The sequence below is a fragment of the Dyadobacter sp. BE31 genome (assembly GCF_031457695.1).
Classification (GTDB): Bacteria; Bacteroidota; Bacteroidia; order Cytophagales; family Spirosomataceae; genus Dyadobacter.
On record NZ_JAVDXA010000006.1, the window covers coordinates 142,734 to 156,256 of the forward strand.

The 13,523-nt window shown below is 52.1% G+C and carries 7 protein-coding genes; 3 read left to right on the forward strand and 4 right to left on the reverse strand.

What is annotated here, in order from left to right; genetic code table 11:
- Positions 1-123 precede the first annotated feature (123 nt).
- Positions 124-1,593, reverse strand: a complete 1,470-nt coding sequence (locus J2Y43_RS26225; RefSeq protein WP_309989967.1) for a thioredoxin-like domain-containing protein — start codon at positions 1,591-1,593, stop codon at positions 124-126.
- Between the two features lie 187 nt (positions 1,594-1,780).
- On the opposite strand from J2Y43_RS26225, the gene J2Y43_RS26230 reads away from it, so the two are divergent.
- Positions 1,781-4,732 (forward strand): FAD-linked oxidase C-terminal domain-containing protein, encoded by a 2,952-nt coding sequence (locus J2Y43_RS26230; protein WP_309989965.1) that lies wholly within the window; start codon positions 1,781-1,783, stop codon positions 4,730-4,732.
- Positions 4,733-4,735: 3 nt separating this feature from the next.
- On the opposite strand, the gene J2Y43_RS26235 is transcribed toward J2Y43_RS26230, so the two are convergent.
- Positions 4,736-4,996: a hypothetical protein gene (locus J2Y43_RS26235; RefSeq protein WP_106597568.1), complete on the reverse strand. Its 261-nt coding sequence runs from the start codon at positions 4,994-4,996 to the stop codon at positions 4,736-4,738.
- Between the two features lie 210 nt (positions 4,997-5,206).
- Here J2Y43_RS26235 and J2Y43_RS26240 point away from each other — a divergent pair, with 210 nt between their 5' ends.
- The gene (locus tag J2Y43_RS26240; protein ID WP_309989963.1) at positions 5,207-5,971 is read left to right on the forward strand and encodes a hypothetical protein; all 765 of its coding nucleotides are present in this window, start codon (positions 5,207-5,209) and stop codon (positions 5,969-5,971) included.
- Between the two features lie 84 nt (positions 5,972-6,055).
- Here the strand turns inward: J2Y43_RS26240 and J2Y43_RS26245 are convergent, their stop codons facing one another.
- On the reverse strand, positions 6,056-7,516 hold the full coding sequence (locus J2Y43_RS26245; protein ID WP_309989960.1) for a SusD/RagB family nutrient-binding outer membrane lipoprotein: 1,461 nt from the start codon (positions 7,514-7,516) through the stop codon (positions 6,056-6,058).
- Positions 7,517-7,541: 25 nt separating this feature from the next.
- Positions 7,542-10,679 carry a SusC/RagA family TonB-linked outer membrane protein gene (locus J2Y43_RS26250; RefSeq protein WP_309989957.1) on the reverse strand — a complete coding sequence of 1,046 codons (3,138 nt, stop codon included), beginning with the start codon at positions 10,677-10,679 and terminating at the stop codon, positions 7,542-7,544.
- Positions 10,680-11,054: 375 nt separating this feature from the next.
- On the opposite strand from J2Y43_RS26250, the gene thrA reads away from it, so the two are divergent.
- Positions 11,055-13,511, forward strand: coding sequence for a bifunctional aspartate kinase/homoserine dehydrogenase I (gene thrA, locus J2Y43_RS26255; protein WP_309989954.1), 2,457 nt, complete (start codon positions 11,055-11,057; stop codon positions 13,509-13,511).
- Positions 13,512-13,523 lie beyond the last annotated feature (12 nt).

The following is a 13,523-nucleotide window of genomic DNA, read 5'->3' on the forward strand; positions in this document are numbered from 1 at the left end:
CTTTTGTACGATATTTCCTCCGGCCGACTTTTGCACGATGTTGCATTTATGACCGGCCGGAGGCCTGCGAATAGTAGGCACGAAGTTCAACTTCGCGCCAGCGTGTTCAGCGCAGCTTCGCCATTATTTTGCGACTTTCTGTAATTCAGCTTCCAGGGTTTTGTTGTTCGGAAACTCCTGCGGGATCCAGCGATTCACGATTTTACCCGCACCGTCGATCACCAGGAACGGGTACCGGATATCAATACCATATTTCTCTTTCAAAACCTCAATGTTTTCATCCGAAGCCCACAAATGCTTCGCGGTAGGACGTGCCTTTACATATTGCTTCCAGGTGGAAAGCGGGATGCCTGTGGCAACAGAAATGTAAGCGAACGTCACTTTATCGGCATATTTATCTTCCAAAACCTTTAATCCCGGCTCGTGCTGGCCGATGCTGAATGAGAAAACCATCAAAACCGGTTTGCCTTGCAATGAGGATATTGTTACGGCCGTGCTGTCGGTGTTCAGTAAGCTAATGTCCGGAATGGCCGCGCCGGGTTGGAGCGATTCTTTCGTCTGGATCAGCTTGGAAATGTACTCGGTGTAAGGCGATTGTGGAAATGTGGCTTTGTAATCTGCCAACAGTGTTTTAGCAGTTTCGATGTCCGGGATGGCCGTAGCCGCGTAGTTGAGCCAGTAAGTAGCCAGGTATTCTTTCTGTTTCGGATAACCGGCCAGCTTTTCCTTGCTAAATGCGTACACGTCCTTCAATGCATCCGGGCTGATTTCATAGCGCGTTTCCGATTCGAGCGGGTATTTACGGGTCGATGGGATGAGCGCCCAGTAGCGGAGTTCGTCGCGGTAGGCCTGGCTGAGTAAAGCGTCGTCGGGCTGGATTTTGAAGTCGGTCAATGTAAAATCTTCAAGTTCTTTCCGTTGTGCAGCGTCGAGTTTCGCCACGCGGTTGCGGCGCATGATTTTCTCCTGAATGAGCTGGCGGGTCAGCGATGGCTCCGTAGCGGTGGTAGCCAGTACGTATGCTTCGAATGCAGGTACGACGGGATTCGCCATTTTGAATTTCTCAAATGCGTCCAGCCGTACTTTTTTGAGGCTGTCGCTTTGCTGTACGACGCTTTTGTTATCGATTTGCGAAGGTTTGTAACCAAAAACCGGCAGGTACTGGTATTGGTTTTCCAGAAAGTAGTTTTTCAAAAACGTTTGATAACCGGCATTCTTGCCTGCGAAAGTCACGTCGGCCTTGTCGGCGAAATTGATCGTCAGGTCGTCGCCGGGTTGGAGGAAAAGCATCCAGGTCCTGTTCACGCCGTTGCCGCTGTATTGCAGGCGCATCATTTTGGGCTCATTAAGCTGAATGACCGTTTTTTCGGTGGTTTTATCGGCAAAGTTCACCGAGGCCACGGCGTCGAGCTTCGCGTCGGCAAGGCCCGTGCCCAGATTGGGGTGAAAATGTACATCTTCGAGCACCAGCGTAACGGTCACAGGTGCCTGCTTGGCCGCTGTGAGTGTGATATTGGCGGTGTTTTGCGCGTAAGTAGCCCAGCTGATTGTACAACTGAATAGTGTGAGGATCAGAATGTTTATGTGTTTCATCGGTTCGAAAGGGACAACTGTTTTTACCAGAATCAGGAGGTGTAAAAATTGTGCCAATATACGTAACTCGTGCCGGTATCTGCTCCGCCGGCTTATTCAGCGTAGTCCGGGAGCACATTAATGCAGTTTTTAAAAGCATTAATAGGTCAACTACCGTAAATTCGCTCTTTGATTATCGATTGTTCCCATGACCCGCGTTTCACAATTTCAGTTCAATACCCTCCGCGCCCGGTTTGAGGGTGAATTGTATTTCGACAATTCCACGCTCCACACAGCACAGCGCACAGTTTACGCCACCGACGCATCGGTTTACCAGGAAATGCCGGTGGCGGTGGCTTTGCCGAAAACCGTGGAGGATATCCGTGCGCTGATCGATTTTGCCCAAACCAATAAAGTGACATTGATTCCCCGCGCAGCCGGAACCTCGCTGGCCGGGCAAGTGGTAGGAAAGGGGGTTGTGGTCGATATTTCGAAGCATTTCCGCCAAATTATCGAAGTGAACGCGGACGAAAAATGGGTGCGGGTTCAGCCGGGGGTGATCCGCGACGATCTGAACAAGCACCTCGCACCTTACGGCCTGCTTTTCGGCCCGGAAACTTCCACCGCCAGCCGCGCGATGATCGGCGGGATGATCGGTAACAACTCGTGCGGGCTGCATTCCATCACCTGGGGCGCCACGCGCGACCATTTGCTGGAAGTGAAAGTGCTGCTTTCCGATGGTTCTGAGGCGGTTTTCAGTGAGCAGACCATCGCCGACTTTACCAAAGAGATTCGGGAAAAGCAGCTCAAAGGCCAGCGCCTGCAATCGATCCTGGCGGGTATGTTCGGCCTGATATCGAACCCTATTGACCAGGATTTAATTAAAAAACAATTTCCAAAACCGACCGTCACCCGCCGGAACTCCGGTTACGCGCTGGATGCATTGGTGCGGAATTTTGAAAAGGGAAATATCAACCTCTGTAACCTCATTGCCGGTTCGGAAGGCACATTGTGCTTCGTTACCGAGGCGAAAATCGCATTGGTGGATGCCCCGCCTGCGGCCGTGGGCGTCGTGTGCGTGCATACGGGCTCGCTGGCGGAAGCGCTGCACGCGAACCGCGTGGCCATGCAGCACGATCCCAAAGCCTCGGAGCTGGTAGACAAGTACATTATGGATTTTACCAAAAACCATAATGTGTACTCTCAAAACCGCTTTTTCATGCAAGGCGACCCGGCGGCGATGCTGATGGTCGAGTTCTGGGGCGTTGCCAAAGAGGAGGTGGAGCAAAAAGTTGCCGCATTAATCGCGCAGTTGCAGGCCGAAAACCTCGGATACGCCTATCCGCTGCTGTTCGGGGATGACGCCAACAAGGCCTGGGATATTCGCAAAGCTGGTCTCGGGCTGATCCGTAACCTGCCGGGCGATACCCAGCCGGTGAACCTGATCGAAGATTGCGCGGTAGCCGTGGAAGATCTGCCCGCATATATCGAAGAATTGGAGGTATTGCTGCACAAACATGGGCTGAGCGCCTCGTACTATGCCCACGCGGGAGCGGGTGAGCTGCACGTGGAGCCGATGATCAACCTCAAAACGAGTGAAGGGAAACAGCAATTCCGCGACGTGCTGGCGGACACCGCCGTTCTCGTGAAAAAATACAATGGCGCATTGTCGGGTGAGCATGGCGACGGCCGCTTGCGCGGGGAGTTTATCCCTTTCATGATGGGGGAAGAGGTGTACGAAATGTTCAGGCAGGTGAAGCGGATCTGGGATCCGGATGGCGTTTTTAATGCCAACAAAATCGTGGATACGCCGCCGATGAATGAGTTCCTGCGCTACGGGCAGGATAAGCCGAATCCACAAATCGAGACCATATTTGATTTTTCAAGACAAGAAGGCATTCTCCGCCTCGCTGAAAAATGCAGCGGCTCCGGCGATTGCCGTAAAACCGAGCTCACGGGCGGTACGATGTGCCCCAGCTACATGGCGACGCGCAGCGAGCGCGATACCACGCGAGCCCGGGCGAATATTCTGAGGCAATACCTTACCCCTGAAACCGCTCCGGCAACGAGCCAGGAAATGGTGAAAGAGGTTCTCGACCTTTGCTTGTCCTGCAAAGGATGTAAATCGGAATGCCCTTCCAGCGTAGATATCGGCAAAATGAAGGCAGAATTCACGCAGCAATATTATGAAACGCACGGCGTGCCCTTGCGCAGCAAGCTGATCGCACAGTTTTCAAACCAAATGAAACTGGCCTCGATCGCCCCGTGGGCGTTCAATGGCATATTCGGAACGCCCGCGCTGCGACGCATCGCCAATAAAATGGTGGGTTTCCACCCCGAACGGTCTATGCCGAAACTCGATGCGGAGACGCTGAAAAGCTGGTGGGAAAAACATCAGCGGAACAAGCCGGCGGTTGCGCCGCACTCGCGCAGGGTATACCTGTTTTGTGATGAGTTTACCAACTATAATGATGCTGAGGTAGGGAAAAAGGCGGTACTGTTGCTTGAAAAACTGGGTTACGAGGTCATTATTCCTGAGCATTTGGAATCGGGACGCTCGTATTTGTCCAAAGGTTTTGTGAAAGAAGCGCAGAAACTGGCGATCCGGAATGTGGCTTTGCTGAAAGACAAAATCACTTACGATGCGCCGCTGGTAGGCATCGAGCCGTCTGCAATTCTGTCGTTCCGGGATGAATATGTGGATCTGGTAGGGGAAAACGAAAGGGGCAATGCCCAGAAAGTCGCAGAGAATGCGTTGCTTTTTGAGGAATTCGTCGCTCGCGAAATGGATGCCAAACGCATTCAGAAAAGCGCATTTGTGGGGAAAAACCAGCTGATTAAGCTGCACGGGCATTGCCACCAGAAAGCGCTTTCGACTTTAACTGCTTCTAAAAAGGCATTGCAATTGCCGGAGAACTACCACGTTCAGCTGATACCGTCGGGTTGTTGTGGAATGGCGGGGTCGTTTGGCTATGAGGAGGAACATTTCGAAGTGTCGATGCAGATCGGGGAACTGGTGCTGTTCCCAACTGTCCGGCAGCAGCCCGAAGAGGTGATCATCGCGGCTGCCGGGACGAGTTGTCGCCATCAGATTAAGGACGGCACAGGGCGCAAAGCGATGCACCCTGTCGAAATTTTATACGATGCACTGATCAAGTAACGCCTATTGGGTACCGCGCACGTGCTCATAAACCGTATCGGAACGCAGCGGTGTACCTGCGGTATCGGAAGCAATGCTGTCGACAGCAGTGGTGCCCTGATCGGCCGGGTTATCCGCCTGGCCCGACAGATTTCTATCATGGTTAAAGAAGCCGCCAAACCAGGCGATCAGCGAAAGAACGATACCGATGCCGACGATCCACTTCCATACGTTTTTCACGTTCTTGGTGGCCCTTGCTTCCTTATCTGTTTCTTGCCTGTTCATGGGTTGAATGATTTAGTTTGAAATAACCCTTACCATTTCCATACCAGCGCGGATTCAGCACTTTTTGAGCGATTTATATAACATTGTGTTGATAAAATTTCCCCAAACTAAGTCGTGAAATCAAAATGTAATAAATCGGGGATGTTTCATGTTACCTTAGCTGGAAATTTCGTTTCACGTACTAGTTCTTCTCACAAACCAGCCATATTCATGAAAATCAGCCAACGTTTCTCTATCCTTGTTTTTGCACTTTTCCTATTTACGCAGCTCGATGCAGAGGCACAAAACGATAACCGGTCCTTCTTTTCGGTTACTGCCGGGTACAGCTTGCCGGTAGGGGAGCTTGCCAGGGAAAAACTGAACGACCCTTTCGCAGGTCTGACAGGTTCAGGATATTATGGTCAGGTGAATTATGATTTCCGCATTGCGCGCTGGTTTGGATTGAAGTTTTCTGGAAGTATGAACAAGAACACGACGCGCCCGCAGCCGATCGTAGACATTGCGGACCTCCGCGTGGAAGAAATCAAAGGATTCATCAATGAAACGACTTCACATACCTGGGACACGAAGGTATCGCGCTGGAAATTCAATGCGATCATGGCAGGGCCAGCGATTTTCCTCAATTTCGGAAGGGTGCAACTGGAAGGGCACGTGCAAGGCGGTTATGTGAAAGTTACTTCTCCTACTGTGGACATGGTAGGCACTTTCCAATCCGGTGAAAACCAAATACTCGTGCATTTGAGCCCCGCTTCTACCAGCGGTTTCGGTGTAGGCGCCGGTGCAAGCTTGCGTTTGCCGATTGCCGGGCCATTGTATTTCCACCTGTCGGGCGACTTCCTCGCAACCGAAGCCGAGTTAAAAAACGTAGCCGTGAATGTGCGTGTGGGCAACTATCCCGAAGTAGGCATTCCGATTAATGAAAAGCGGTTTGTAGGGGTGGCGAACATCGGTGCCGGGCTAGGGATTTCATTTTAATTCATATCCCATATTAGCAAGAAAACGGGCCGGATGCCGCACGCATCCGACCCGTTTTGCTTTTTCGGCGCATTTGGTACTGCATTATTTGGCAAACCAAAGCTTCATTTTCATGTCATTCTTGCCTCCCTGGGCGGTGAGGGCCGCTGAAAAATTCTCGTAGTTCAGCGATTCTTCCGAGCCCGGGTAAGACAGCCGCGTTGGAATGACATTACCGTTGGTATTCAAAACAGGAGGGGAAAGGGCAGGAATGCCGGTCCGGCGGAACTCGGTCCAGGCTTCTACACCCTGGCCGAAGAGCGCGATCCATTTCTGCTCCATGATCTGAGTAAATGCTTCTGTGCCTGTTTTCAGGGCGTTCGCTGTCAGGTAGGCTTCCGGTACCGTTAGTTTGTATTGTGCAAATGACGCGGTAATGCCGTCCGCATAATTTTTAGAGGCTGTACCTGCCGCTGCGATGCCTTTGTATGCAAATTCCGCTTTCAGGAAAAGCAATTCGGCGTAGCTCATGATCACGCCCGGAGCGGTCGCCGCCACGAAGTAATCGCCAACTTTCGAAGTTTTGGAAAGCCCTAGCGCATTCGCGTCCGATGACGATAGGCCGTTTGGAACACCCTTGTAATCGCCGCCATCAGCGGGTTTGTTGGCATAAACAGCCAGCCGCCCGTCGTTCAATGCAGCGAGTTTGTTCACCAAAGTCGCACTCACGCGATGGTCGTCGCGGGTTTTGCGGTTCTGGTTAATCGGGTTGTTGTTGTTCGTAGCGTCGAGGTAGTTGAGCTGGATATTATCCGCCACTGCCTCCATCACGGGGTATTTGGCCGGGTCGCTCAGAATGCGGGTAACCTCCGATTTTACGTCGATGGGCGCGTCGGCTTTGTCGATCATGCGCGCAAGCACGCGGAGGCTCAGCGAGTTGGCGAATTTCTTCCACTTGGTGAGGTTACCATTGAAAAGAATATCGCCTGCAATGGCCTTGCTCTTGTCGTTCACGTCGATCAGGTCGTTGGCGGTTTTCAGCTCTGCCACGATGCCGGCGTACACATTCTTCTGTGCGTCGTATTTGGGCAAAAGCTTATCGTCCAGGCCCTGCAACGCGTCAGTGTAGGGAATGTCGCCGTAAATGTCGGTAAGCAGCAGGAATGCCCAGGAGCGCATAACCATGGCCACGGCCTTGTAATTAGTATTGCCCGATTCTTCGGAAATCTTCATGATGCGCTGGAAATCAGCGAGCGACTCGATGTAGAGCGTCTGCCAGCCGGTAGTGTAAACATCCGCCGAAACGGTGTACTGGTCGATATCCGTGTACTGAATGCGCGCCCAATGCTGCGAGAAACCGTCGCCGATATCCTGGCCGATGGAGCCGCCCCAATATAAATCCACAGCGCTCTGAATGCCATGAGGCAGGAAGAGGTCTGCGGTGCCGGTAGCGGCGCTGTTGTTGTTGGTATTTACTTCGTCGAAATCACCCGTGCAGGCCGACAGGCAAACGATGGATGCCGCCAGCAGGGTTTTGGATTTGAATGAACGTATGATGCTTTTCATGCTTGTAATCAGTTAGGATAATGGCTTACAGGTTGAAGCTGATGTTGAAACCAACCGTTCTGGTCGTCGGGATCTGCCCGTTTTCGATGCCTTGCAGGTTACCGTCGTTGTAGTAGCTCGTTTCAGGATCGATGTGCGGCAGGTTGCTTTTCAGGAGCGCCAGGTTGCGGCCTACGACCGAAATCGCAATGTCGCGGAACGGCAGTTTCTTGAACACCTGCCCCGAAAGCATGTAAGTCAGCTTCACTTCGCGCAGCTTCACATAGCTCGCGTCGAAAATGGTATTCTCGTTGTTTGTCAGCAGGTAATATTTGTGATGGTACTCTTCGGAGCTGATGCGTTTTTCGTTCGGAACATATTCCGGCGCCGCCGCGGTGCCTTTGTTCACTACGCCCTGGCCAACAATACCATCTTCGCGTCCCAGGGTAGTTTCTGCCAGTACTCCGGTGTAGCGGCCGATGTTGATCGATTGCGAGAAGATATCGCCGCCGTGTTTTACGTCGATCAACGTGCTCAACGACAGGTTTTTGTAACGGAATGTGTTCGAGAAGCCGCCAATCCAGTCGGGTGTGAAGTTACCCAGCACGCGGCTCGACGATTCGAGCATCGGGTAACCTTGAGCGTCGTAAACGATCTGGCCGTCCGGAGCACGCAGGAAGCCTTTTCCAAAGAATGTACCATAAGGCTGGCCCACACGCGCTTCCACAGAAAGGCCACGGAAGCTGTTGGTAGAGGTAGTCTGCGTCAGTGGGTTATAGCTGGTGTTCAGCTGATAGGTGGTAAGGTTGTTGGCTAGCGAAACGACTTTGTTCTTGTTCCGTGCCCAGTTTAAACCTACTTGCCATTCAAAAGCCTCGGTCTTAACGGGCGAAGCCGTCAATTGGATTTCAATACCCTGGTTCTCGATCTTACCCGCATTCAGCAGTTTCGACAGATAACCGGTTGCATTGGAAATGTTTACATCGAGGATCTGGTTGGAAGAGACCTTTTTATAGTAAGTAATGTCCAGGCCAATGCGGTTTTGCCACAAACGAATATCCGTTCCGATCTCATAAGAAGAGGTAAGCTCGGGTTTCAGGTTGGCATTCAGCAGTGCATTGTTTTCCGAAAGGCTCGGCGTGCTGCCCCAGGGGTTTTCGTATTTATAAGTACTTGCCAAACGGTACGGGTCGGTATCGTTACCCACGCGCGCCCAGCCCGCACGAAGTTTCGCAAACGACAACACCGGAGATTTTACGTCGAAAATGTCGGTAATGATTGCACTTACAGCCGCAGAAGGGTAGAAATAGGAGCGATTGTCGCTCGGCAGCGAGCTCGACCAGTCGTTACGGGCCGTCAGATCCACAAACAGGTAATTGCGGAAACCGAGGTTGGCCGAAGCATAAAGACTGTTTACATTTTTCCGGATGAAACTGTTCTCTGTCACCGGGCGCTGGCGCGAGTTACCCAGGTTGTACACACGTGGGATCGCGAGTTCGGTCGCACCCATGTAATTGCGCTGCGCGTAGTTGCTGCGGTGGTTACCGCCGATGTTGGCTGTGATATCAAATTCGCCGAACTTGTGCGTCGCATTCAGGAGGAAGTCCGAGTTGGACTCGCGGACGAATATTTGTTCTTCATTATAAGCATCATACAATGCCGACGCCCCGATTTTCGCCTGACGTGCCGCGGTTTTGGTCTTGCGGCGATCTTCATAAAAGTCGGTGCCAGTGCGGGCAGTGAGGCTCAGCCAATCGGTAAACTTGTAGGTCGCCGACATATTGCCGTACAGCCTGTCGCGTTCGTTGGCGCGCGTGCTCTCGTTCAGCAGGTAGTACGGGTTAGTCCAGTAGTTGTCGTTCCAGTTGTATTGGTAAATGCTGCCGGGCTTGTGGTAGTCTTTCAATTTATCCATATCTACCTGGCGGCCAAACCAGATGAAGTACAGCCCGAAGTTGTTGCGGTTATCGCTGCCGTCGTTTACATAATTACCCGTGGCGCGAATGCTGAGCTTTTTGGTGAGATTCCAGCCGGCGTTCAGTGATACCGTGCGGCGTTTGTAATTGGTATTAGGTAAAATACCCGTCTGGTCGAGGTCGGTGAACGAAAGACGGAAATCTCCTTTGTCGTTCGCGCCGGTAATGGCCACGTTGTTGGTTAATGTGCGGCCGGTTTCGAAAAATTTGTCCACATTATCGGGATGCGCGATCCACGGCGTAGGCGTGCGTGTGCCGTCGGCGGCGATCGGCGAATCGAACTGGGGCAGCAGGCGGCCGTCGAGTTTCGGGCCCCAGCTTTCATCCACACCGTCGTTCACACCCGCACCGGTTCCGTCCACGTACGAGAACAATCCTTTTGCGCCCTGGCCGTATTCATTCTGCCATTTCGGAAGGCGGAACGGCGATTCGAATGCCGTATTGGAATTAAAAGAAACCCCGATACCTTTCGTACCCTTACCGCTTTTGGTCGTGATCAACACCACCCCATTTGCCCCGCGCGAGCCATAAAGTGCCGCCGCACTGGGCCCTTTCAATACGTTGATGGACTCCACGTCATCCGGGTTGATCGATGCTGCCGCATTACCGTAATCGATCCCCGTTCCCGAGCCGAAGTTGCTGTTATCCACCGGTACGCCGTCCACGACAAACAGCGGCTGGTTGTTGCTGCCGATGGAGCTTGCCCCGCGAATGATCATCCGCGACGAGGAACCCGGCGCTCCATTGGAATTGGTCACCTGCACACCCGCCAGGCGGCCCGAAAGTGAATTAACCAAGTTGGTCTCCCGCGCTTGCGTGAGTGTTTTGCCGCTTACTTCCTGCACAGCGTAGCCCAACGCCTTTTTTTCGCGGGCAATACCGAGTGCGGTTACGACGATCTCGTTGAACTGCGTCGCGTCGTTTTCGAGCGTAATGTCGAACACGGTCTTTGAGCCCACCGGGATTTCCATTGTTTTGTAGCCGATAAACGAAACGACGAGGGTTGCATTGGCCGGCGCACTTAGGGTAAAGTCGCCGTTGGCGTCCGTGGTGCTGCCACGGCTCGTGCCCTTGATGAGGATGCTGGCCCCGGGAAGGTACCCGTCGGCCGATTGCACTTTGCCTTTGATGCTCAGGTCTTGTGCAAAACCTGCTCCGGCGAGGAACAGCAAGATCCATAAGAAGCCTAATGTAAAGACTTTCTTCATAATTGATTAAGTAATGGAGTGAAACAGTTAGGTAACCTAATTGAAAACAGAAGAATCTTCTATTTTTAATTAATTTCAAAAAATATCTGTTCGAGAAAAAATGTTTTAATAAAATATTCGGCGATAAAAGTGATTTTATTTAAAATTTAATATTTTAAAAAGAGATGTTTATATGAAGTTACACCGGTCGGCAACTGACTGAGGGTGAGGGATACCGATGGTGGGCGGTTCCGGCAGCCGGGTTAATTCGCCGGAGCCGCCTGCATTTAGGGGTATTATTGAAAGTAAGCGGCGTTTGAATTACTATATTTGCATTCTGTTCAAAATGAGCGGCCCTGTGCCGTTCACATTCGCATATTTCGAATATAGCTTTAAATGAAGGTTCTTAAATTTGGCGGCACCTCTGTCGGATCGGTCGACAGTATCAAAACGGTAATCAGTATCCTCGAAGAAAATCTGTCAAAAGGCGAGCGTATCACGGTCGTTTTTTCTGCCATGGGCGGGGTTACGAACAGGCTCATCGAAATCGGGAAAATGGCAGCCGCCGGCAATACGGAATATGTCGAATTTTTGAAGGGCGTAGAGGAAAGGCATTTCGCGGTCGTGCGCGGGCTGATCCCGGTAAAGAACCAGAGCAGCACATTTGCAGCTGTACGCGGCCTTTTCAACGAACTGGAAGACATTCTGCGCGGTGTTTCCTGGATCCGCGAACTGTCCGAACGCACGCTTGACCTCATTATGAGCTTCGGCGAGCGGCTTTCGACGCTGGTGATTACCGAAATCCTCAAAAGCAAAGGCGTCGCCGCCGAGTTCTGCGACGCGCGCCAGGTGATCCGCACCAATGCCACCTACGGCATGGGGGATGTCAATTTTGAAGTTACCAATCATTTAATATTAGAGCATTTCGCGAAAAGCCCGGCGCTGCAATGTGTCACCGGCTTCATCGCATCGACTGCCGAGGGCGTAACCACGACGCTCGGCCGCGGCGGCTCCGACTACACGGCATCCATCCTGGGTGCCGCGCTGGAAGCAGACTCGATCGAAATCTGGACGGACGTCGACGGGATGATGACGGCCGACCCACGCAAAGTAGCTAATGCATTCACGATTCCATCCATTTCGTATGCGGAAGCGATGGAACTGTCGCATTTCGGTGCGAAGGTGATTTACCCGCCGAGTTTGCAGCCGGCATTTGCCAAAAACATCACGCTGAAAGTGCTCAATACTTTCAATACGGATTTTGAAGGAACGTTCGTTCAGAAATCCGCTAACGGTAAGGAGTATGTGATCACCGGGATTTCGTCGATTGACGAGATCGCGCTTGTGAATATCCAGGGCAGCGGGATGATAGGCGTTGCCGGTATTTCCGGACGTTTGTTTACTGCCCTTTCCAACAATGCTATCAGCGTAATCCTCATTTCGCAGGCTTCGTCGGAGCATTCAATCTGTTTCTCCATTGATCCGAAGAATGCGCAAAAGGCGATCGACGTGCTCGAAAAAGAGTTTGCGACGGAGATCGGTCTGGGGCATATCGATGGTATTTCTGTCGAGAAAAACCTGTCGATCGTCGCCATTGTGGGAGAGGGGATGAAGAAAAATACCGGTATCTCGGGTAAGCTGTTCTCGGCTTTGGGTAAAAACGGTATCAACGTGGTGGCTACCGCACAGGGCTCTTCCGAGCTGAATATTTCGGTGGTTATTTCTAAAAGCGACCTTTCCAAAGCGCTGAACGCAATTCACGGTGTATTCTTCCAATCGGAAACGCGTTCGCTGAACCTGTTTATTGTGGGTGTAGGGCTGATTGGCGGCACGCTGATCGAGCAGATCCGAAACCAGACGCAGTATCTGCGGGAGGAAAAGCTCCTGAACCTGAACATCGCCGGTTTGTCCAATACCAAAAAAATGCTCCTCGATCCGGACGGTATCAAGCCCGAAAACTGGCGTGACCGCGTGATGGACGAAGGCGTGAAAACGAGCCTGCCCGCATTCGTGCAGCGTATGATCGAGCTCAACCTCCCGAACAGCGTTTTCGTAGATTGTACTTCCGACAAGGACATTGTACAGTATTACCACATGCTGCTCGATGCCAGCATTAGCGTTGTTACCCCTAATAAAGTGGCCAACTCCGGCAGTTATTCGGAATACATCGCCTTGCAGCGCACCGCATTGCAGCGCGGCGTGAAGTTCCTGTACGAAACCAACGTTGGTGCGGGTCTGCCGATTATCAATACCATCCAGGGATTGATGGCGAGCGGCGACAAATTCCTGAAAATCGAAGCGATCCTTTCGGGAACGCTATCCTATATATTCAACAATTTCGGCGGGGAAAACCGCTTTGTGGATGTCGTGAAAGAAGCCAAAGCCAAAGGTTTCACCGAGCCCGACCCACGCGACGACCTCAGCGGCGCCGACGTAGGGCGGAAAATCCTGATTCTTTCGCGAGAAGTAGGCGTGGCATTGGAGCCGGAAGATGTGAAAATCTCACAAATCCTGCCCGGAAACTGCCTGAATGCACCGACAGTGGACGCGTTCTTCGAAGAATTGGAAATCTCCAACGCATTCTTCGCAGATATGCAGGCGGCAGCCGAAGCCCGGGGCGAGAAACTGCGTTACATCGCAGCGCTCGAAAACGGCAAAGCCACCATTGAGCTTAAAACCGTGGACGCCTCGCATCCGTTTTACACGCTTTCCGGCAGCGACAACATCGTGTCCTTCACTACGGAACGTTATAAGGACCGCCCGCTTGTGATCAAAGGCCCGGGCGCCGGTGCGGAAGTGACCGCTTCCGGCGTGTTCGCGGATATCATGAGTATCAGTAGCTATTTGGGATAGAAAACAACCATT

Coding starts and splice junctions, on each gene's coding strand:
- J2Y43_RS26225 (WP_309989967.1), bottom strand. CDS start 1,593: ATGAAACACATAAACATTCTGATCCTCACACTATTCAGTTGTACAATC.
- J2Y43_RS26230 (WP_309989965.1), top strand. CDS start 1,781: ATGACCCGCGTTTCACAATTTCAGTTCAATACCCTCCGCGCCCGGTTT.
- J2Y43_RS26235 (WP_106597568.1), bottom strand. CDS start 4,996: ATGAACAGGCAAGAAACAGATAAGGAAGCAAGGGCCACCAAGAACGTG.
- J2Y43_RS26240 (WP_309989963.1), top strand. CDS start 5,207: ATGAAAATCAGCCAACGTTTCTCTATCCTTGTTTTTGCACTTTTCCTA.
- J2Y43_RS26245 (WP_309989960.1), bottom strand. CDS start 7,516: ATGAAAAGCATCATACGTTCATTCAAATCCAAAACCCTGCTGGCGGCA.
- J2Y43_RS26250 (WP_309989957.1), bottom strand. CDS start 10,679: ATGAAGAAAGTCTTTACATTAGGCTTCTTATGGATCTTGCTGTTCCTC.
- thrA (WP_309989954.1), top strand. CDS start 11,055: ATGAAGGTTCTTAAATTTGGCGGCACCTCTGTCGGATCGGTCGACAGT.